This is a genomic window from Modestobacter sp. SYSU DS0657, assembly GCF_054050925.1.
Window position 1 is genome coordinate 16,382 of the sequence record NZ_JBJHAG010000037.1, and the last position, 19,863, is coordinate 36,244.

21 protein-coding genes are annotated in these 19,863 nt (G+C 75.8%); 8 read left to right on the forward strand and 13 right to left on the reverse strand.

Annotated elements, in window-relative coordinates; translation table 11 throughout:
- Nucleotides 1-20: 20 nt before the first annotated feature.
- Genes ACI79A_RS18040 through ACI79A_RS18050 form a run of 3 tightly spaced genes read left to right on the forward strand, consistent with a single transcriptional unit; the run spans nucleotide 21 to nucleotide 1,012 of the window.
- Nucleotides 21-455, forward strand: a complete 435-nt coding sequence (locus tag ACI79A_RS18040; protein ID WP_457085137.1) for a pyridoxamine 5'-phosphate oxidase family protein — start codon at nucleotides 21-23, stop codon at nucleotides 453-455.
- 1 nt (nucleotide 456) lies between these two features.
- Complete coding sequence (locus tag ACI79A_RS18045; RefSeq protein WP_457085138.1) at nucleotides 457-774, forward strand: GNAT family N-acetyltransferase; 318 nt, start codon at nucleotides 457-459, stop codon at nucleotides 772-774.
- Nucleotides 775-784: 10 nt separating this feature from the next.
- Entirely contained in the window at nucleotides 785-1,012 is a 228-nt protein-coding gene (locus ACI79A_RS18050; protein WP_457085139.1) for a GNAT family N-acetyltransferase, read from the forward strand.
- Between the two features lie 100 nt (nucleotides 1,013-1,112).
- Here the strand turns inward: ACI79A_RS18050 and hpf are convergent, their stop codons facing one another.
- The 11 genes from hpf to ACI79A_RS18105 form a co-directional block, all read right to left on the reverse strand.
- Complete coding sequence (gene hpf, locus ACI79A_RS18055; RefSeq protein WP_457085140.1) at nucleotides 1,113-1,841, reverse strand: ribosome hibernation-promoting factor, HPF/YfiA family; 729 nt, start codon at nucleotides 1,839-1,841, stop codon at nucleotides 1,113-1,115.
- Nucleotides 1,842-1,931: 90 nt separating this feature from the next.
- Entirely contained in the window at nucleotides 1,932-2,735 is an 804-nt protein-coding gene (locus tag ACI79A_RS18060; protein ID WP_457085141.1) for a ComF family protein, read from the reverse strand.
- A gap of 96 nt (nucleotides 2,736-2,831) precedes the next feature.
- Nucleotides 2,832-4,562, reverse strand: coding sequence for an LpqB family beta-propeller domain-containing protein (locus ACI79A_RS18065; protein WP_457085142.1), 1,731 nt, complete (start codon nucleotides 4,560-4,562; stop codon nucleotides 2,832-2,834).
- Nucleotides 4,559-6,277, reverse strand: a complete 1,719-nt coding sequence (gene mtrB / locus ACI79A_RS18070; RefSeq protein WP_457085143.1) for an MtrAB system histidine kinase MtrB — start codon at nucleotides 6,275-6,277, stop codon at nucleotides 4,559-4,561. The genes ACI79A_RS18065 and mtrB overlap by 4 nt, the downstream gene beginning before the upstream one ends.
- A gap of 118 nt (nucleotides 6,278-6,395) precedes the next feature.
- A complete protein-coding gene (mtrA, locus tag ACI79A_RS18075) occupies nucleotides 6,396-7,103 on the reverse strand; it encodes an MtrAB system response regulator MtrA (RefSeq protein ID WP_457085144.1) in 708 nt (235 codons plus the stop codon).
- A gap of 166 nt (nucleotides 7,104-7,269) precedes the next feature.
- The gene (gene ahcY / locus ACI79A_RS18080; RefSeq protein ID WP_457085145.1) at nucleotides 7,270-8,754 is read right to left on the reverse strand and encodes an adenosylhomocysteinase; all 1,485 of its coding nucleotides are present in this window, start codon (nucleotides 8,752-8,754) and stop codon (nucleotides 7,270-7,272) included.
- 236 nt (nucleotides 8,755-8,990) lie between these two features.
- Complete coding sequence (gene manA / locus ACI79A_RS18085) at nucleotides 8,991-10,166, reverse strand: mannose-6-phosphate isomerase, class I (protein WP_457085146.1); 1,176 nt, start codon at nucleotides 10,164-10,166, stop codon at nucleotides 8,991-8,993.
- Nucleotides 10,167-10,308: 142 nt separating this feature from the next.
- A complete protein-coding gene (locus tag ACI79A_RS18090; RefSeq protein ID WP_457085147.1) occupies nucleotides 10,309-11,454 on the reverse strand; it encodes an SIS domain-containing protein in 1,146 nt (381 codons plus the stop codon).
- Between the two features lie 28 nt (nucleotides 11,455-11,482).
- Entirely contained in the window at nucleotides 11,483-11,707 is a 225-nt protein-coding gene (locus ACI79A_RS18095) for a Trm112 family protein (protein ID WP_457085148.1), read from the reverse strand.
- A complete protein-coding gene (locus tag ACI79A_RS18100) occupies nucleotides 11,704-13,101 on the reverse strand; it encodes a phosphomannomutase/phosphoglucomutase (RefSeq protein ID WP_457085149.1) in 1,398 nt (465 codons plus the stop codon). Before ACI79A_RS18100 ends, ACI79A_RS18095 begins: the two co-directional genes overlap by 4 nt.
- A gap of 82 nt (nucleotides 13,102-13,183) precedes the next feature.
- Nucleotides 13,184-13,534 carry a DUF3499 domain-containing protein gene (locus ACI79A_RS18105; protein ID WP_166521177.1) on the reverse strand — a complete coding sequence of 117 codons (351 nt, stop codon included), beginning with the start codon at nucleotides 13,532-13,534 and terminating at the stop codon, nucleotides 13,184-13,186.
- A 154-nt stretch (nucleotides 13,535-13,688) separates the two neighbouring features.
- Between ACI79A_RS18105 and ACI79A_RS18110 the strand changes: the two genes are divergently transcribed.
- Together ACI79A_RS18110 and ACI79A_RS18115 are read left to right on the forward strand one after the other, a co-directional pair.
- The gene (locus tag ACI79A_RS18110) at nucleotides 13,689-14,147 is read left to right on the forward strand and encodes a metallopeptidase family protein (RefSeq protein WP_457085150.1); all 459 of its coding nucleotides are present in this window, start codon (nucleotides 13,689-13,691) and stop codon (nucleotides 14,145-14,147) included.
- Nucleotides 14,148-14,221: 74 nt separating this feature from the next.
- Nucleotides 14,222-15,673, forward strand: coding sequence for a hypothetical protein (locus tag ACI79A_RS18115; RefSeq protein WP_457085151.1), 1,452 nt, complete (start codon nucleotides 14,222-14,224; stop codon nucleotides 15,671-15,673).
- Here the strand turns inward: ACI79A_RS18115 and ACI79A_RS18120 are convergent.
- Nucleotides 15,648-16,529, reverse strand: a complete 882-nt coding sequence (locus tag ACI79A_RS18120) for a hypothetical protein (protein WP_457085152.1) — start codon at nucleotides 16,527-16,529, stop codon at nucleotides 15,648-15,650. The genes ACI79A_RS18115 and ACI79A_RS18120 overlap by 26 nt on opposite strands.
- Before the next feature lie 185 nt (nucleotides 16,530-16,714).
- Nucleotides 16,715-17,050, reverse strand: coding sequence for a WhiB family transcriptional regulator (locus ACI79A_RS18125; protein WP_457085153.1), 336 nt, complete (start codon nucleotides 17,048-17,050; stop codon nucleotides 16,715-16,717).
- A gap of 300 nt (nucleotides 17,051-17,350) precedes the next feature.
- Between ACI79A_RS18125 and cofD the strand changes: the two genes are divergently transcribed.
- The 3 genes from cofD to ACI79A_RS18140 form a co-directional block, all read left to right on the forward strand.
- Nucleotides 17,351-18,367, forward strand: a complete 1,017-nt coding sequence (gene cofD, locus ACI79A_RS18130) for a 2-phospho-L-lactate transferase (protein ID WP_457085154.1) — start codon at nucleotides 17,351-17,353, stop codon at nucleotides 18,365-18,367.
- Nucleotides 18,364-19,428 (forward strand): coenzyme F420-0:L-glutamate ligase, encoded by a 1,065-nt coding sequence (locus ACI79A_RS18135; RefSeq protein ID WP_457085155.1) that lies wholly within the window; start codon nucleotides 18,364-18,366, stop codon nucleotides 19,426-19,428. The genes cofD and ACI79A_RS18135 overlap by 4 nt, the downstream gene beginning before the upstream one ends.
- 36 nt (nucleotides 19,429-19,464) lie before the next feature.
- Nucleotides 19,465-19,863 (forward strand): dTDP-4-dehydrorhamnose 3,5-epimerase family protein (locus tag ACI79A_RS18140; protein WP_457085156.1); only part of this gene is annotated, 399 nt, incomplete at its 3' end.

Sequence of the window (19,863 nt, forward strand, 5' to 3'; positions counted from 1 at the left end):
CGGCCGTACCGTCTGCGGGCGTGTCCTCCCCCACCGCACCGGCCCGGCCGTCCTTCGGCCCCGGCCTGGTCGCGTTCCTCACCGAACGGCACCTGGCGACCCTCACCACGCTGCGCGCCGACGGCACGCCGCACGTCGTCCCGGTCGGGGTCACCTTCGACCCGGCCACCGGCACCGCTCGGGTGATCACCTCGGGCACGTCGGTGAAGGCCCGCCACGTCCGGGCCGGGCAGTCCCGGGTGGCCGTCTGCACCGTCGACGGGCGGCGCTGGGCGACGCTGGAGGGGACGGCGGTGCTGCGGGAGGACGCCGCGTCGATCGCCGACGCCGAGGCCCGCTACGCCCGCCGCTACAAGCAGCCCCGCCCCAACCCCGCGCGGGTGGTCATCGAGATCTCGGTGGACCGGGTGCTGGGCAACGCGGAACGATCCGCAGCCCGACCGACGGAGGACTGACGTGCTCGACCTGAACGGCGTGGACCTGACCACCGAGGTGGTGCGCACCGAGCGGCTGGTGCTGCGCCCTTTCCGGGAGGACGACGTCGACGCGGTGCTGACGGGCTGCCAGGACCCCGACGTCCAGCGCTGGATCAACATCCCGGTGCCGTACACGCGGGACGACGCCCGGGCCTACGTGCTCGAGGACTCCCCCGCCGAGCGTCGGGTCGGCACCGGCACGAACCTCGCCATCGAGGTCGACGGGGTCGTCGTCGGCTCCACTGGCGTGCATCGGATCGGTCAGCACCCGCTGGGCCCGGAGATCGGCTACTGGTAGAAGGACCCCCGTGCCCCCCAGCACTCGCAAGCTCGCGCCGGGCCCCTGCACGGGGGCCGGGGCCATCGGGCTCGGCGCCCCACGGGTCTACCTGGTCGCTGACGTGCGCAACACCGGCTCGCAGTCCGTCGCCCGCCGGGCGGGCTTCACCCAGGAGGGCGTGCTGCGCTCCTACCTGCCGTACCGGGACGGCAGCCGTGGCGACGCGGCGCTGTTCTCCCGGCTGCCCGGCGACTGACGACGGCGGGCCGCCTCCCGGAAGGGAGACGGCCCGCCGTCGGCCTCCCTGCAGGGCCCGCCGCGAGCTCGCGAGTGGTGGGGGGCAGGGAGGTCCTTCTTCAGACGGTGGCCGCCTCCCGCTCCGTCGTCCCGACGGTGCCGCCACCGCTCGCCGCGTCGGCGCCGGCGGTCTGGGCACCCGGCACCTGCGCGCCCAGCCGGATCAGGCCGTAGTCGAAGGCGTGCCGGCGGTAGACCACCGACGGCTGGCCGGTGTCGGCGCACAGGAACAGGAAGAAGTCGTGGCCCACGAGCTCCATCTCGTAGAGGGCCTGGTCGACGTGCATCGGCGTGGCCGAGTGGACCTTCTCGCGCACGATCCGGCCGGGCAGGTGCTCGTCGAGGTCGGTGACCAGCGGCGCGGCGTTCGGCTCCAGGTCGGGCACGCCCCCGCCGAGGTCCGCGGCCTTGCCGGCCAGCATCGTCTCCACCGGAGCGTCGGAGACGCCGTCGAGCCGGACGCTCGGTGGGGTCCGGCGGCCGTGGTGCACGCGGCGGCGGTCGTTGGCCCGCCGCAGCCGGTTCTCCAGCTTGTCCACCGCGAGCTCGAGCGCGGCGTAGAAGTCGGGGGCGCACGCCTCGGCGCGGGCCACCGGGCCCTTGCCGCGCAGCGTGATCTCCACGCGCTGGCAGTTGGCCGCCTGACGCGGGTTCTTCTCGTGCAACAGCTCGACGTCGATGCGGATCAACTTGCCGTCGAAGCGCTCGAGCTGACCGACCTTGTCCTCGACGTGCGTGCGGAAGTGCTCGGGCACCTCGACGTTGCGTCCACGGACCACGATCTCCATGAGACCTCCCGGTGAGCGGGTGTGATCGCACCCACGCTAGTTGCGTCTCCCGGTTCCCGACACCGGAGACACCCCGGTCGGGGCCCGCCGTCAGCGACGCACGGTGAACGCCCCTGGTGGGGGCGCCGTCCGGGGTGCGGAGCCGCGCCGCGGGGTCGCGGCGACCACCGCGGCGAGCACCGGCGTGTCGGCCGGCGGAGCGTGCTCCGTCGCGGCCCGGAGCGCCCGGGCCGCCTCGGTCAGGGTGGCCCCGCTGGTCACCACGTCGTCGACCAGGACCAGGACGCCGGACGGCACCGGGCGGCCCCGCACGGCGAACCGGCCGGCCAGGTTGGCCTGCCGCTCCCGCGCCCCGAGCCCCGCACTGTCCACGGCGCCCCGGGGCCGTCGCAGCAGCGGGACCGTCGTGGCCGGCGTCCCCGCGGCGCGCAGGTCCGTCACCGCCCGGTCGGCCAGCTCGCGCACGTGGTCCCGGCCGCGGGCCCGCACCGCCGCGGCGGAGCTGGGCACCGGCACCAGCAGCACCGGTGCACCCGGCGCAGGCGGCTGCGCCAGGCCGGTCAGCACCGCGGCGACCGCGAGCGCCAGCGCGCTGCCGAGTGGCACGGCCAGCTCCGCCCGGCCGTGCTCCTTGAAGGCGACCACCGCCGGGCGCACCGGCCCGGCGTAGGCGCCGGCGGCGACGGTGGGCGGGAAGCCCGGCGGGTGCCGCCGCGGCTGGGCCAGCCGAGGGCGGGCCAGCAGCGCCCGGCAGCGCGGGCACAGCACCGGGCCGGGTACCGCGCAGCCGGCGCAGGCGCGGGGCAGCACCAGGTCGGCGAGCGTCCGGACGGCGTCCCCCAGCAGGCCACCCAGCTGGGTGCCCGGGCCCGGGCCGGCCGGCGTCGTGCCCACGGGCACCAGGCTGCCCGGCTCCCGCGCGGACCACCGCCCCGCACGGCGTCCTGGGGACGCTCACCGCCGCTGGGGACGGCGGCGGTCACCGGCGGGTCAGAGCGGGTAGAAGGGCGCTCCCCCGGCCAGCGGCCCGGCGCTGCGGATCGGCGTCACCCAGGTGCCGCTGATCAGCTGCCAGATCGTGCCGTCGGCACTGACCAGCAACGGGCGACCTGGGGCGGCGGCCAGGCCGGTCCGGTCAGCGGGCAGGCCGGCGGTGGCCAGCGCGGTCAGCGCCCAGCCGTCGACGTCGACCGACCAGGGGACGGCGCGCTCCTCCCCCGCGTCGGCGGCGAGGACGACCAGCACGCCCGCGTTCCGCCACGCCACGTCGGTGACCTCCCGCAGTGAGGGGGTGATCGAGCGCAGGTCCCGGACGCTGACCGCCTCCTCGTCGCGCACCACGGTGCCGACGTACAACCGGCCGCCGTCGGGGCCCTCGATGACCACGGCCGCCCGGACCCCGTCCGGCGACAGCTGGAACGCCGTCGCCCGCCCCAGGCCGGCCAGCGTCGTGGCGCTCACCGTCTGCGGGGCGCCCCCGGCGGCGAGGCGCACCACCTCGGTGCCGTCGCGGACCGTCCAGACCTCCGCGCGGGGGCCCGCGGTGGTCGGTGGGGTGAAGCCCGGGCCGCCGAGCACCGGGGCCATCTCCCCGCCGTACGGCCCCGCGAACAGCGTCGCCGGCGCACCCATCGGGTTCACCGACGTCGAGACGCCCGCCGTGAGGCCCAGCGCACCCTCCCGGTCGGTGGTGATCGCCGCGGACTGCAGCCCGTAGGCCCCGGCACCCGCCGGGCCCGGCACCGGCTCGCCGTCGGTGGCCCGGCGGAGCGCGCCGCCGGCGAGGTAGTGCCCCACCGCGTCGGCCGGCGCGTAGTCCGGGTCCAGGCGCACCCAGTCGTCGGTGGTCTGCGCGACGGGCAGGCCGGGGATGCCCAACGGCTGGCCGTCCCGGCGCACCTCGACCGCGCCGAGGCCGGCGCGCACCAGGGTCCAGACCAGCTGGCCGGCCGCGGCCTCCAGCGTCGTGTCGGAGACCCGGTCCGGCCAGGTGAGGTCGACCGTCGCGGTCTGGCCGGAGACCTCGACGGCGCTGCGCAGCTGCGCCCCCGCCAGCGGGTTCTCCACCCCGGCGGCGATCGTCGGCGAGGGCCCGCTGAGCAGCCGCTCCACCAGCAGGTTGTACTGGGCGTCACCGGAGACCAGGTAACGGGGGTCGGGCACGACGCGGCTGAACGTGGGGTCGAGGAAGAACGCGTCGAGCTGGTCGTAGGTGCGCTCGAAGTCCGGCTGCAGCATGACCAGGCCACCCGGCGGGTCGGTGATCCGCCACTCACCCTCCTCCTGCACGAGGGTGAAGGAGCCGTTGTACTGCTCGTCGCCGGCGACGGTGAAGACGCCCCGCTGGTCGACGGTGCCCACCTTCGCCGCGGTCACCTCGACGGTGCCCGGCTGGGCGCGCACCGCGGCGTAGTCGCGGCTGATGATCGTGATGCCGTCGGCGTCGGACCAGGACTCCGCCGCCCCGGTGGTCAGGTACTGGCGGGCCACCGGGTGGTTGCGGGTCGGGCTGGCGCTGGCCTCGATGAAGCCCCGGACGACCTCCTCCGGGGTCGCCCCGGCCACCGGGCCGAACGGCTCGACGCCGACGTCCCCGCGGGGCGGCTGGGGAACCTGGGTGATCCGCACGGTCGGCGAGCTGCTCGGCACGGTGTTGCAGCCGGCCAGCACCAGGACCGCCAGCAGGCTCACCAGGGCGGTCCACCGCCGCCGGGCGGTCACCGGGCGTCCTCCGTCCGGCGCGGCATGACCGGGCGGAGCGGCAGCGGGCTGCTGGTCAGCGCCGCACCCGCGGTCAGCGGCACGGTGAGCCGGAACTGGGCTCCCTGCCCCGGCTGACCCCACACCTGCAGCCAGCCCCCGTGCAGCCGGGCGTCCTCCAGGCTGATCGACAGGCCCAGCCCGCTGCCGCCCACCGTGCGCACCCGCGAGGGGTCGGCGCGCCAGAAGCGGTCGAAGACGTGCTGGGCGTCGGCGCTGCTCAGGCCGACGCCGTGGTCCCGGACGGTGATCGCCGCGGCGCTGCCCGAGGCGGCCAGGGTGAGCTCCACCGGGCGTCCGGTGCCGTGCTCGACCGCGTTGCCCACCAGGTTGCGCAGCACCCGCTCGATCCGCCGGCCGTCGACCTCGGCGACCACCGGCTTCGCGGGGACGTCGACCCGCAGCTCGCAGCCGTGCCGCTCGGCCAGCGCGGTCATCCCCTCGGCCGACTGCTCGACCAGCCGCCGCAGGTCCTGCGCCTCCGCCTCCAGCACCGCGGCGCCGGCGTCGTACCGGCTGATCTCGAGCAGATCCGACAGCAGCACCTCGAAGCGGTTCAGCTCGGCCTGCAGCAGCTCCGCGGAGCGGGCCACCGCCGGGTCGAACTCGTCGCGGGCGTCGTGCAGGACGGCGGCCGCCATCTGCACCGTGGTGAGCGGCGTGCGCAGCTCGTGGGACACGTCGGAGGTGAACCTCTGCTGCAGCTGGGACAAGCCCTCCAGCTGGGTGATCTGGCGCTGCAGGCTGTCGGCCATCGCGTTGAAGCTGGTGGCCAGCCGGGCCAGCTCGTCCTCGCCGCGGACGGCCAGCCGCTCCTCCAGGTGCCCCTCGGCGAGCCGCTGGGCGCTGCCCGCGGCGCGCCGCACCGGGTCGACGACCAGCCGGGTGACCAGCACCCCGATCCCCACCACGAAGAGCACCAGGGCGGTCCCGCTGATCACCACGGTGCTGCGGATCAGCTCCAGGCTCTCCTGCTCCTGGTCCAGCGGGAAGGCGAAGTACAGCTCCACCCGCTCCCCCGCCCCGGCATCGGTGGGCACCGGCGCGCCGACCAGCAGGGTGGGCACCGGCTCGCCCTGGTCGTCGGGCACGGGGGCGTAGCGGTAGGCCTGCGAGCCGGCGGCGACCTCCGCGCGCAGGTCGGCGGGCAACGCCGGGTAGACGTCGCGCCGGCTGACCGCCGGCCGCTCGAACTCACCGGAGCGGTAGAGCATGACGACGTCGAAGTCGCCGGCGGCGCCCCCGCGTTGCTGCAGCCCCTCGACGGTGCGGGCCAGCGCCGACCGCACGCTGGCGGAGTCGCCGGTGGCGATGGCGCTGACCTCGGACTGGGCGAACGGGATGCCGTTGAGCGACTGGTCGATCGCCGCCTGCTCCTTCACGCCCAGCAGCTGGTCGGTGATCTGGCGGAACAGCACCAGGCTGACGACGACCACCACCGCGCCGGCGACCACGACGGTGATCGAGGCGACCCGCAGCTGCAGCGAGGAGCGCCAGGCGTGCAGCGCCCGGCGGGCCAGCCGCCAGCTGCCGACCAGCGCCTTGCGGCGGGCCCGCCGGGCCCGGCGACGCACCCCGCGCCGCAGCCGCTGGGCGGTGCCGGGCGCACCACCCGGACGCGCGGCCGGCGCGGCGTCGGGCCCGGCCACCGTCGGTGCCGACGTGGCGGGTGGCACGGTGCTCACCGGCCGGACGGCCCGCTCACGGTGCCCACTGGTCCGCTGCCGCTCACGGCGCCCACTGGTCCGCTGCCGCTCACGGCGCCCACTGGTTCGCTCCCGCGGCCCCCTCCGCTCACGGGGGGCCGGCCTTGTACCCGACGCCGCGGACGGTCAGCACGACCTCGGGCTTCTCCGGGTCGCGCTCGACCTTGGCGCGCAGCCGCTGCACGTGCACGTTGACCAGCCGGGTGTCCGCGGCGTGCCGGTAGCCCCACACCTGCTCCAGAAGCAGTTCCCGGGTGAACACCTGACGGGGCTTCCGGGCCAGCGCCACCAGCAGGTCGAACTCCAGCGGGGTCAGCGCGATCGGTTCGCCGTCCCGGGTCACCTGGTGCGCCGGGACGTCGATCAGCACGTCGCCGATGGACAGGCTCTCCGCCTGACCGTTCTCCCCACGCCGCAGCTGCGCCCGCACCCGGGCGACCAGCTCCACCGGTTTGAACGGCTTGGTCACGTAGTCGTCGGCGCCGGCCTCCAGGCCCTGGACGACGTCGATCGTGTCGCCCTTCGCGGTCAGCATGATGACCGGGACCGTGGACTGGGTGCGGATGTCCTGGCAGATCTGCAGGCCGTTGCGGCCGGGCAGCATCAGGTCCAGCAGCACCAGATCGGGCCGGACCTGCTGGAACGTGGCGACCGCCCGGGCGCCGTCGGAGACGAAGGCGGGTTCGTATCCCTCGCGCCGCAGCACAATGCCGAGCATCTCGGCGAGGGCGGCGTCGTCGTCGACGACCAGCACGCGGCCGCGACTGGCTCCTGGCATGGGTGCGGAAGGGGGCACGGCGCCATTGTGCGTGACGGAGCGCGGCAATCGTTCCCACCCGGCCGGGAAAGCCGTCCGCCCCTCACCCCGAACGGGGGTGAGGGGCGGACGCGACGTGCTGGAACGGCCCCCTCGCAGGGTCCCGCCGCGAGCGCGCGAGCGGTGGGGGCGAGGGGGTCCTTCCTCAGTAGCGGTAGTGGTCGCTCTTGTACGGGCCCTCGACCGGGACGCCGAGGTAGTCGGCCTGGACCTTGGTCAGCGTCGTGAGCTTCACCCCGAGGGCGTCGAGGTGCAGCCGGGCGACGTGCTCGTCGAGCTTCTTCGGCAGCACGGTGACGCCGGGGGTCCTGCCCTCGTAGGCGGCGCGGTTGTTCCACAGCTCGATCTGGGCGAGCGTCTGGTTGGAGAACGACGCGCTCATGACGAAGCTCGGGTGCCCGGTGGCGTTGCCGAGGTTCAGCAGCCGCCCCTCGGAGAGCACGATGATCGTGTGGCCGTCGGCGAACTGCCACTCGTCGACCTGCGGCTTGATCGTCGTCCGGGTGACGCCGGGCGTGCGGGCGAGGCCGGCCATGTCGATCTCGTTGTCGAAGTGGCCGATGTTGCCGATGATCGCCTGGTGCTTGGTCGAGGCCAGCTGCTCGGCGGAGATGATGTCCTTGTTGCCGGTGGCGGTGATGATGATGTCGGCCTTGCCGATGACCTCGTCCAGCGTGGTCACCTCGTAGCCGTGCATCGCGGCCTGGAGGGCGTTGATCGGGTCGATCTCGGTGACGATCACCCGGGCGCCCTGGCCGCGCAGTGACTCCGCGCAGCCCTTGCCGACGTCGCCGTAGCCGCAGACGACGGCGACCTTTCCGCCGATCATCACGTCGGTGGCCCGGTTGAGGCCGTCGATCAGCGAGTGCCGGCAGCCGTAGAGGTTGTCGAACTTGCTCTTGGTGACCGAGTCGTTGACGTTGATCGCCGGGAAGAGCAGCCGACCCTCGCGGGCGAGCTCGTACAGCCGCAGCACGCCGGTGGTGGTCTCCTCGGTGACGCCCTTGATGCCCTGGCCGATCCGGGTCCAGTACTGCCCGTCGGTGGCCAGCGTGCCGCGCAGCACGTCGAGGATGACGCCGTACTCCTCGGAGTCGGCGTCGGTGGTGTCGGGCACGACACCGTCGGCCTCGAACCGGGTGCCCAGGTGGATCAGCAGGGTGGCGTCACCGCCGTCGTCGAGCACCATGTTCGGCCCGACGACGTCCCCGTTCTCGTCACGGAACTCGAACAGCCGCTGGGTGCACCACCAGTACTCCTCCAGCGTCTCGCCCTTCCAGGCGAACACCGGGACGCCGGACGGCTGCTCCGGGGTGCCGTCGCCGACGACGATGGCCGCGGCGGCGTGGTCCTGGGTGGAGAAGATGTTGCAGCTGACCCAGCGCACGTCGGCGCCGAGCGCCGTCAGCGTCTCGATGAGCACCGCGGTCTGGATGGTCATGTGCAGCGAGCCGGCGATCCGGGCGCCGGCCAGCGGCTGGGCGTCGCCGTACTCGGCGCGCAGCGCCATCAGCCCGGGCATCTCGTGCTCGGCGAGGGAGATCTCCTTGCGGCCGAAGCCGGCGAGGGAGAGGTCGGCGACCTTGAAGTCGCCGTCGGTCAGGACGGGGTTGCCAGTGCTGGCGGTCATGTCGCTCCAGTGTCCGGCCCACTCGGTCGGCGGGCGGTCGTCGGTCGCTGAGTCCCCTGACGATCGGTCAGGCGGACGCGGTGAGCGAGCATGCCGAGGCTTCGGCGGGGCTCGTGCCGTGTCCCAGGGTAGTGCAGGTGAGCTGCGGGGACGGCCGCCTGGTGAGGTGCTGGAACGGCCGCCCTCCAGGGGCCCGCGCCGAGCGTGCGAGGCGTGGGGAGGAGGGTGGTCCTTCGTCAGCGCAGGGCGGTGGTGCTCCGGTAGAGCACGGCAGGGCCGCGCGCGGTGACCGGGGCCCCGGCCGGCACGAACGCCGACTGCCCCCGCTCCAGGACCAGCTCACCGTCGGCCGCGGCCAGCCGTGCGGTGCCCTCGGCGCACAGCAGCAGCTGCGGGCCGGCGGTGGTCAGCACACCGGGGTCGACGTCGACCTGGCACCGGGTGAGGTCGAAGTCGTCGACCGGGACCGGGTAGCGCAGGCCGCCCGGGCCGAGCACCGGGTGGATGACCGGGACCCGGCCGTCGGTGAAGTCCAGCACCTCGATCAGCGCCGCCAGGTCGACGTGCTTGCTGGTGAGCCCACCGCGGAGCACGTTGTCCGAGCTGGCCATCACCTCGACGCCGGCCCCGCACAGGTAGGCGTGCAGGTTGCCGGCGGGCAGGAACACGGCCTCACCCGGGGCGAGCCGCAGGTGGTTGCACATCAGCGAGATGACGACGCCGGGGTCACCCGGGTACTGCTCGGCCAGCGTGGCCGCCCAGCGGTAGGTGTTGATGAACTCCGGGTCGTGCGCGGCGACGAAGGACGCGGCCCGCTCGGCCACCGCGGCGACCAGCGACGTCCTGCGCAGCTGCGACAGCGCCAGCAGCTGCGGGATCGCGGCCCGCAGCCCGCCGTGGGCCAGCGCGGCGATCGTCGGCATCAGCTCGGGCAGCTGGAGCTTGGCCAGGCAGTGCAGCGACTCCGCCACCGGCCGGAAACCGCACAGCGCCTCGACCGGGGTGATCGCGAGCAGGATCTCCGGCTTGTGGAAGGGGTCCTTGAACGTCCGCGTCGGGTCGTCGTGCGGGACCCCGGCGGCCTCCTCCGCGGCGAACCCCACCTCGGCCTGGGCCGTGGTGGGGTGCGCCTGCAGCGACAGCGGGGTGTCCGCGGCCAGCACCTTCATCAGGAAGGGCAGTCGCGGCCCGAAGCGCTCGCGCACCCGGACGCCCAGGAGCTCGTCGGGGTTGGCCGCGATCGCCTCGTCCAGGCCGGTGCCGTCGGCGAGCCGGCTCGGGGCGTCGGGGTGGGCTCCCATCCAGAGCTCGGCGAACGGCTGCTCGGCCGGCGAGGGCAGGCCGAGCAGCTCGGGGATGACCGTCCGGCTCCCCCACGGGTAGTGCCGCACCGGGCTGTCCAGCTGCCACATCGAGTCGGAGGCTACCGGTGGAGTGGTCACTTCCAGGGAGTCGGCCACCTCCCTCGGGAACTGGAGACCCGCGCCGCCGCGGCTCACCCGGCGGGGGTAGTCGCGCCCGGCGCCGCCGCCGCCCGCGCCGCCGGCATGCCGCTCACGAGCCCAGCGCCCTCTCGTGGTCCAGGGCCAGTGCCAGGTAGACGGCGCTGAAGTCCGCGACGGCCAGCTGCCTGGCCACCCGGGCCAGCCGGGGGTGGCGCTCGGGCTGGTCGTCGTCGGCCAGCCGGCTCACCGGGACGTTGTGCTCCGCGGCGATGCGGAGCACCTCCGTCATCGCCTCCCCCGCCGACCGGGGATCGCGCTCGTGCGCCCCCTCGCTGGCGCCGGCGCCGGCGTCCCGCAGGGTCAGCAGCCGCAGTCGCCGGCCGGCGTCCTCGGCCCGGTCCCGGAAGAAGTCGTCCTCGCCGCCCTCCGGAGCCAGCGGTCCCGCCAGCACGGTGCGCGCGGCGACCCGCTGGTCGGGCAGCCGGAAGGTGGTGGTCGGCAGCCCGGCGAGGGTGGCCAGCTGGTCGGCGACCCGGCCCGCCGCGGCGCCGGCCAGCGGCCCCTCGGCGACGATCACGGGCAGCGCGTCCAGCAGCTCCAGCGCCAGCGTCTTGGCCGGGTTGACGAACGACTCCCGGGCCGGCCCGCACTCCGCGGCGACCGCGTCCAGCGCGTCGGCGACCGGGGAGACGTCGGCGGTGTCGCCCGGCAGCAGCCCGAGCTCGGCGGCGAGCAGCAGCATCGGGGTGAGCAGCGACCACAGCGTGGCGTGCCGCACCCGGTTGGCAGGCAGCGGCACGTAGGGCGCGCGGGCGGTGGCGCAGGCGGCGTGCAGCGGGGCGTCGACCGCGCCGATGCCGACGAGGGCCACGCCGCGGCGGGCCGCCTCGTAGGCCGGCGCGACGGCGTACTGCCCGGCGCCGGTCCGGGTGGCGACCACCGCGATGTCGGAGGCGCCCATCCACACCGGCAGCGCCGGCCCGGGGACGACGTCGACGGTGACCGGGCTCGCCGGGCCCAGCAGGCTGCGCAGCACCTCGGCGGCCACCGCGCCCTCGCGCCGGCCCACGATGACCAGCCCGCGCGGACGGCCACCGGCGGTGACCCGGCCGAGGTCGGTCTCGCCGGTCAGCGCGGCGGTCTCCCGCACCTGGGCACCGGCGCCGGCGACCGCCGGCAGCAGGCCCCGGGGGTCGCGGGCCCGCAGCAGGGAGAGGTCGTCGAGGACCTCCTCGGCGAGCTCGGGAGAGGTCACGCCCGACCCCCTCTCACGGGCCCCGTCGTCACGAGCCCCGCCGTGATGGCCGCAGCCGCGCCTCGTCGAGCAGCAGCACCGGGATGCCGTCGCGCACCGGGAAGGCCCGCGAGCAGGTCGGGCACACCAGCTCCGCCGCGGGCACGTCGAGGGTCAGCGGGGTGTGGTGGGTGTCCGGGCAGGCCAGGATCTCCAGCAGCGCCGGGTCGATGCCCAGCGTGTCCGCACGTCCGCCGGTGTCGCCGTCGGTCATGCCCGCACCGTCCTCAGCACCTCGTCGCGCAGCTCGGCCATCCGTGCCGCGTCCGGAGCCTCCACGTTCAGCCGCAGCAGCGGCTCGGTGTTGCTGGCCCGCAGGTTGAACCAGGAGCCGTCGGGCAGCGAGACGGTCAGCCCGTCGAGCTCGTCGACGGTCACCCCCTCGCCCTCCTCGAAGGCCTTCCGCACCGCGGCGACCCGCCCGGCGGCGTCGGTCACGGTGGAGTTGATCTCGCCGGAGGCGGCGTAGCGCTCGTACTCCGCGGTCAGCTCCGACAGCGGCAGGGACTGCTCGCCGAGCGCCGCGAGCACGTGCATCGCGGCGAGCATCCCGGTGTCGGCGCGCCAGAAGTCCCGGAAGTAGTAGTGCGCGGAGTGCTCGCCGCCGAAGACCGCGTCGGTGCGCGCCATCTCCGCCTTGATGAACGAGTGGCCGACGCGGGTGCGCACCGGCTCCCCACCGTGCTCGCGGACGATCTCCGGCACGGCGCGGGAGGTGATCAGGTTGTGGATGATCGTGGTCCCGCGGCCCTTGGCCAGCTCCCGGACGGCGACCAGCCCGGTGATCGCCGAGGGGCTGACCGGCTCGCCCCGCTCGTCGATGATGAAGCAGCGGTCGGCGTCGCCGTCGAAGGCCAGGCCGATGTCGGCGCCGTGCTCGCGGACCGCGGCCTGCAGGTCGACCAGGTTGGCCGGGTCCAGCGGGTTCGCCTCGTGGTTGGGGAAGCTGCCGTCGAGCTCGAAGTACATGGGGACGACGTCCAGCGGCAGCCCGGTGAGCACCACCGGGACGGTGAAGCCGCCCATCCCGTTGCCGGCGTCGACCACGACCTTGAGCGGGCGGATGCCGGAGAGGTCGACCAGCCGGCGCAGGTACGCCGCGTACTCGGCGACCAGGTCGCGCGCGGAGACGCTGCCGACCCGGTCGGGCGCACGGCCGAAGGCGGTGCCGGGTGCGTCCAGCTCGGTCTCGGCCCACCGGCGGATCTGGACCAGGCCGGAGTCCTGGCCGATCGGGGCGGCGCCGGCGCGGCACAGCTTGATCCCGTTGTACTGCGCGGGGTTGTGGCTGGCGGTGAACATCGCCCCGGGCATCTCCAGCGACCCGGCGGCGAAGTACAGCATGTCGGTGGACCCGAGCCCGGCCTCGACGACGTCGACGCCGCGGGAGAGGACCCCTTCGGCGAACGCGCGGGACAGCGGGACCGACGAGTCGCGCATGTCGTGGGCGGTGACGACCGCGGTCGCCTCGCTCCCCGCGGCGAGGGCCTCGGCGGAGACGAACTCGGCGAAGGCGGCGCCGATGGCCCGCGCCACGTCCTCGTCCCACTGCTCGGGGACGAGCCCACGCACGTCGTAGGCCTTGATGATCGACGACAGGTCTGTCACGCGCCGAACCCTAAAGGACCCCGCTGCCCCCCACCGCCCGCGAGGTCGCGGCGGGGCCCTGCAGCGGGGCCGGGAAGAGCGACTAGGGGAGGTTGGGGAGCACCCGGAGGTGGCCGCGCCGGGTGCCGCTGCCGTCGTCCGCGGGGTTGCGCGGGGGCTCGGGGCGGGCCGCCTCGCGGACGGCGTCCGCGAGCGCCAGCAGGTCGTCGCCGGTCATGCCGGCGTCGTCGGCGTCGATCTCGTGCCGCACGACCTCCCAGCCCCGCGGCACGGTCAGCCGCTGGGCGTGGAACTCGCACAGGTCGTAGCTGTGCGGCTCCGAGTACGTCGCCAACGGCCCGACGACGGCCGTGGACTCCGCGTACACGTAGGTCAGGGTCGCCGCTGCCGGTTGCGCGCAGCCGCTGCGCGAGCAGCGACGGGACTGCCTCACCACCGGTTCCTCACGACCGGCACAGTAATCGTGGATCCGGAAGTTGGGGAGCAGGCACACCGGGTGGCCCGTCCCACCCGCCCCACCGGGCCGCCCGGCACCTCGCGGAACCGGCGTCCCCGGGCCGTGCCGGGAGCCGTACGCTCTGCCTGCGATGGACCGCCTCCCTGCCCGCGCCCGGCGCGACCGACACGGTCGCGGGCTGCGCGGGCGGCTGGTGCCGCCCACCGTTCCCCTGTCGCGCAGCCGGGCGGAGCAGTTCGACGACCTGGTCCTCGACGCGGTCGAGGACCTGGAGCGCCGGTGGGAACGGGAACTGGCCGGGGTCGAGTTCGCGGTCGAGGACGTCCCGTGGGTCGACCACTCCAGCCCGGACGACGTCGTGCTCGACTCCGACGTGCTGGACGACGGCAGCGTCCCGCTGGCCCGGGTGCTGCCCGCCCGCCGCGAGGACGGCCGCGAGCACCCGGCGCGGATCGTGGTCTACCGGCGCCCGCTGGAGATCCGGGCCGCCGACCGCGACGACCTCGCCGACCTGGTCCGCGACGTGGTCGTCGACCAGGTGGCGGTGCTGCTGGGCCGCGACCCGGAGGAGATCGACCCCACCGGCTGACGACGGCCCCCTCGCAGGCTCGGGGCGAGCCTCTGGGCGGGGCCACCGGCGCGGCACTGCCATGCTGTCCGGCGATGAGCGCACCGCACCACCGCCCGACCGACGGACGGGACGCCCGGCGCCCCTGGCTGGCCGGCGGCCTGGTCCTGCTCCTGGTCCTGGCGGTCACCGTCGGCGCGCTGGCCCTGCGCCCGCGCCAGGTGACCGCCGCCGCCGGCCTCACCGTCACCCCGCGGACCGAGACCGGCGCCGCGGCGGCGGTGCTGGTGGCCGACCGGTACGCCGCGCTGGCCACCGCTCCGGAGACCGCGCGCGCCGCCGCCGGTTCCGATGCCGCGCTGTCCGACGTCCCGCTGGCCGACCTGCGGGCCGGCCTGGCGGTCGAGCGGGTCGGGGACGCGGCGACCATCACGGTGCGCAGCACGCTGCCGGACCGGGCGGACGCCGTCCGGGCCGCGGACGCCGTGGTCGACGTGCTCGTCGCGGAGGGCCGGTCGGAGGAGCTGGTGGACGTCGCCCGGGTCTCGACGGCGGCCCCCGAACCGGCCGGTGGCAGCGGGACCGGCCGCTGGCTGCTGGTGGGCCTGCTGACCGGCGCCGCCCTCGGCCTGGCGACGACGGCGCTGACCGCCGGCCGGCGCGGACCGGCCGGGCGCACCACCGGCTCCGACGCGGGCGGCACGGCACCGACCACCGACCCGCCGGACGGCGTCGTCGACGACCTGCCCGCGTTCCTGGACCGCCCGCCGGGCTCCCCCGCCCCGCCGGCGGCGCCCCGCAGCGGCAGCTCCGCCAGCACCGCGACCGCCGTCCCCGCCGGCGCAGCCGGGCGCCCGGACGGCCGGGGCACGCAGGCCGCGACCGCCGGGGCCGTCGTCCTGCTGCTCGGCGCCGCGGCACTGGCCGGGACCGGGCCCACCGGCACCACCCCCGCGACCGCGGCCCGGTCGATCCCGCTGGCAGCACCCCCGGAGACCGGGCCGACCGGGTCGCCGGAGACCCGTGCCGCCGAACCCGCCGCGGGCTCCCTGGCGTTCCGCTCGGTCCTCCCGGGCGACGACGGGCTGACCGCGCGGGCCGCGTTCACCGGCCTGCTGCTGGAGGAGCGCGCGGTCGGGCTGACGGTCACCACCCCGAGCCTGAGCGTCTCCACCGACGGGGAGCGCGCGCTGGCCCACGTCCGGCTGCCGATCTGGAACTGCCTCACCGCCGAGCCCCCGGCCGACCCCGCCGCGGCCGGCTGCGCCCGCGGGCGCACCGAGTACGCCGACCTGGCCGACCCCGGCCTCCAGGTGCGCCGCGACGGCGACCGGGTCGAGCTGGCCGGTCTCTTCCCCACGTACACCCGACCCAACGGCGGCGCCCCCACGTACACCGGCCGGGCGTACCGGCTGACCGCGACGCTGACGGCCGACGGCGGGGTCCGTGACGGCCGGGCGGCGGCGACCGGGGTGCTGCAGCTCGGGCTGGACAGCGCACCGGTCAGCCCGGCGCCCGGCGTCAGCGACCTGTCGCTCCCCGACTGACGCCGCGCCGGGTCAGGTTGACCAGCCCCCGCGAGGCGGTCAGCGACACCGACGGGGAGCCGAGCTCCCGACGGAGCCCCCCGATGTCACTGGCTCCCCACCAGGGCCGGCGCTCCTCCCCGGCCGGACCGTCCTCCAGCAGCGTGAGCAGCACCGCCGCCGCACCGGTCCCCGCGGGCACCACGGCCAGCTCCAGCCGGCCGATGGCGGCGTGCAGCCGGGCCGCGGCCCGCAGGGGCGCGAACGCCCGGGCCCCCAGCCGCCCGGCCAGCTCCGGCAGCCAGCGCTCCAGCTCCGCGGGGTCGCGGCTGCGCCGCACCTCGGCCACGGTGTCCAGCTCGTCGACCAGCCGGCGGCTGCGGCTGGTGGCCAGCTGGGCGTCGGGCAGCGCCGCGGCCAGCCGGCGCACGACCGGGTCGCCCAGCGGCAGGCCGGTCAACCGCAGTGCCCAGGCCCCGCGGACGGAGTCCAGCAGGTCGAGCACGCCCCCGGCCAGACGCTCGGCCACCTCGGGGTCGCGGGCGAGCAGCCGGGCCGGTGGCCGGCCGCCGGGGAGCGGCGCGGTGCCCGGGCCCGAGCCGAGCAGGCCCACCGCGGTCACCAGGCCGCGACGGTGGGAGGTGAGCAGGGCCAGCCCGTCCGGGCGGGCACCCGGTGCGGGGGCGACGACCACGGCCCGCGCGCGCACCGGGGCCAGCACCCGGGCGGACTGGGCGTTGAGGGCGGCGGTCAGCCAGGGGCCGCGGGCGGTGAGCGGGGCGGCGAGCGCGGCCATCAGCGGCGCGGCTGCGCGGATCTCCCGGACCACGCGCGCCCGGCCGTCGGCGACGTGCGGCTCCGGCCCCTCGGTCGACACGCCTCAGTCGACCACATCCATCGCGACCGGATCGGTCACCGGGTCCCGGCGAGGGGAGGGACCCGGCGGCCTCGGTGGGGTTCCCGCCGCGAGCCTGTCGGCCCCCATCCCGGGGCCCGCCTCCGGCCCTTCTGCAGGGTCCCGCCGCGAGCCTGCCAGCGGTGGGGGGGCAGGAGGGTCCTTCGTCAGCCGGCGCGGCGACGCAGCCGGCGGCGCTCCCGCTCGGAGAGCCCGCCCCAGATGCCGAAGCGCTCGTCGTTGGCGAGCGCGTACTCCAGGCACTCGGCGCGGACCTCGCAGCCGGTGCAGATCCGCTTGGCCTCCCGGGTGGAGCCGCCCTTTTCCGGGAAGAAGGCCTCCGGGTCGGTCTCGGCGCACAGCGCGCGCTCCTGCCAGCCCTGCTCCTCGCCGTCCAGCCCCGGGAAACCGGGGTCGAACGCCCCGGCCACCCCCAGCACGTCCCGCCCGTGACCGGCCGGCGCGGCACTCCGGTACTCGCTCATCCACGACACCTCGGCCATCACGTTGCGTCCCCTCTCGCTGGCTTCTTGTCACCCGCCGGGACCACTCCGGATCCGTCGGCGTCCGATGACAACATCGGAATTACACGCGTGTCGTTGAGTCGAGGTCAAGTTGGGAGGGTGTAACCGCTCGTCACTCTGACCCCTCCCGTAACAAGTTGTTCGTAAGTGGTCACCGAGCACTCGGACACGCCGCGGTTTCCAGCACCATCTGCCCACCGGAACGGAACGGTTTCGTGAAGATCGCCTTGCTGGCGGCCGGTGCTGCGGTGCACATCTGCCGAGGGGCACGATGGTCCGGTGCACATCGTGGTCCTGGCCGGCGGCGTCGGCGGAGCTCGCTTCCTGCGCGGCGTGACGAGCGCCGCACCCGGGGCGCAGGTCACCGCCGTGGTCAACACCGGCGACGACGTGACCATGCACGGGCTGCGCATCTGCCCGGACCTGGACACCGTCATGTACACGCTCGGTGACGGGATCGACGACGACCGCGGGTGGGGCCGCCGCGGCGAGACGTGGACCGTCAAGGACGAGCTCGCCGCCTACGGCGCCGAGCCGACCTGGTTCGGCCTCGGCGACCGCGACCTCGCCACCCACCTCGTCCGCACCCGCATGCTCGACGCCGGCTACCCGCTCTCGGAGGTCACCGCCGCGCTCGCCGACCGCTGGCGTCCGGGGGTGCGGCTGCTGCCGATGAGCGACCAGCGGGTGGAGACCCACGTCGTCGTCACCGACCCGGACACCGGCCGGCAGCGGGCGATCCACTTCCAGGAGTGGTGGGTGCGCCACCGCGCCGCCCTGGAGGCCCGGGCCTTCGTCCAGGTGGGGGTCGACGACGCCCGCCCCGCCCCCGGGGTGGTCGAGGCCCTCGGCACCGCCGACGTGGTGCTCTTCGCCCCCTCGAACCCGGTGGTCTCCATCGGCACGATCCTGGGCGTGCCCGGCGTCCGGGAGGCGCTCCGCGACGCCGCCGGACGGGTGGTGGGCCTCTCCCCCGTCGTCGGCGGGGAGGTCGTGCGCGGCATGGCCGACCGCTGCCTGCCGGTGGTCGGCGTCGAGGTCAGCGCGGAGGGGGTGGGCCGGCACTACGGCGCCCGGCGGGACGGTGGGCTGCTCGACGCCTGGCTGGTGCACACCGGCGACGCCGCCACGGTCCCCGGCGTCGACGTGCACACCGTGCCGCTGCTGATGAGCTCGCCGGAGGCCACCCGCGCGATGGCCCGGGCCGCCCTGGACGCCGCCGCGGAAGGACCCCGCCCTCCCCACCCTTCGCGAGCTCAGGGCGGGCCCCTGGGCGGGGCCACGAGCGACTCGTGACCAGACCACCCACGGGGATCTCGGTGCTGCCGGTGGCGGGACTGCCGGAGTTCGCACCCGGGGACGACCTGGCCGGCGCGATCGCCACCGCCGCCCCCTGGCTCGCCGACGGCGACGTCGTCGTCGTCACCTCCAAGGTCGTCTCCAAGGTGGAGGGCAACCTGGTGGCGGTCGAACCCGGCGCCGACCGGGAGGCCGCCCGGCAGCGGGCGATCGACGCCGAGACGGTGCGGGTCGTCGCCCGCCGCGGGCCGCTGCGGATCGTGGAGACCCGGCACGGCTGGGTCGTCGCCGCGGCCGGCATCGACGCCTCGAACGTCGCCGCCGACGCGCTCGTGCTGCTGCCGGCCGACGCCGATGCGTCCGCCCGGCAGCTGCGCGCCGCGCTCGCCGGCCTGCTCGGGGTGACCGTGGCCGTGGTCGTCAGCGACACGTTCGGCCGCCCGTGGCGGGACGGGGTCACCGACGTGGCCATCGGGTCGGCGGGGCTGCCGGCCCTGGTCGACCACCGGGGCGCCGTGGACGCGCACGGCAACCGGCTGGAGACCACCCAGGTGGCGGTGGTCGACGAGCTGGCCGCCGCCGCCGACCTGGTCAAGGGCAAGCTCGCCGGGCTGCCCGTGGCCGTCGTCCGCGGGCTGGCCCTGCCGGTCCCCGACCCCGACCCCGGCACGCGCCCGCTGGTCCGGCTGGGCGCCGGCGACCTCTTCCCGACCGGCAGCCGCGACCTGGTCGGCAGCCGTCGCCCCGCCGCGGAGCGCACCCCCCGGGCCGGTGCCCTGACCGCGGTCACCGAGGCCTTCCGCACCGCGGTGGCAGCGCTCCCGGAGTTCCCGGTGGTCTTCCGCTACGGCAGCGACGACGGGGACGCCGGCGAGGTCGTCGACGTGCACCTGGCCGACCCGATCACCCCGGTCACCTCGCTGGCCCTGGGCGCGGTCGTCGGCGCGGCCCTGGTGCAGCTGCAGGCGGAGGGCTGGTCGACCTGCTGGGAACCCGCGGCCACCTTCGGCGGCGCCTCGCTGGCCGGCCGGCTGCACCTGGGTGGCCCCACCACCTGAGGGGGAGAGCCGCTGGCCGGCCGCTAGCGTCGGGACGTGCAGATCCGTGAACTGTCCGTGCCCGACAGCTACGTCCTCGATCTCGTCGCGCACGGCGACGCTCGCGGCCGGTTCACCGAGTGGTACCGGGCCGACGTGCTGGCCGAGGCCACCGGGTCCGGCCTGCCCCTCGCCCAGGCCAACCACAGCGTCTCCGCCCGCGGCGTGCTGCGCGGGGTGCACTTCGCCCTGGTGCCCCCCGGCCAGGCGAAGTACGTCTACTGCCCCGCCGGCCGGGTGCTCGACGTGGTCGTCGACGTCCGGGTCGACTCCCCCACCTTCGGCGTGCACGAGGCCGTGCTCCTGGACAGCGCGGAGCCCCGGGCGGTCTACCTCTCCGAGGGGCTCGGGCACGCCTTCCTCTCCCTCGAGGACGGCAGCTCGGTCACCTACCTG

Excerpts from the sequence above, each read along its gene's own strand:
- hpf (WP_457085140.1), bottom strand. The coding sequence starts at position 1,841 with ATGGAGATCGTGGTCCGTGGACGCAACGTCGAGGTGCCCGAGCACTTC.
- ahcY (WP_457085145.1), bottom strand. The coding sequence starts at position 8,754 with ATGACCGCCAGCACTGGCAACCCCGTCCTGACCGACGGCGACTTCAAG.
- manA (WP_457085146.1), bottom strand. The coding sequence starts at position 10,166 with ATGTGGCAGCTGGACAGCCCGGTGCGGCACTACCCGTGGGGGAGCCGG.
- ACI79A_RS18095 (WP_457085148.1), bottom strand. The coding sequence starts at position 11,707 with ATGACCGACGGCGACACCGGCGGACGTGCGGACACGCTGGGCATCGAC.
- ACI79A_RS18110 (WP_457085150.1), top strand. The coding sequence starts at position 13,689 with ATGGACCGCCTCCCTGCCCGCGCCCGGCGCGACCGACACGGTCGCGGG.
- ACI79A_RS18115 (WP_457085151.1), top strand. The coding sequence starts at position 14,222 with ATGAGCGCACCGCACCACCGCCCGACCGACGGACGGGACGCCCGGCGC.
- ACI79A_RS18125 (WP_457085153.1), bottom strand. The coding sequence starts at position 17,050 with ATGGCCGAGGTGTCGTGGATGAGCGAGTACCGGAGTGCCGCGCCGGCC.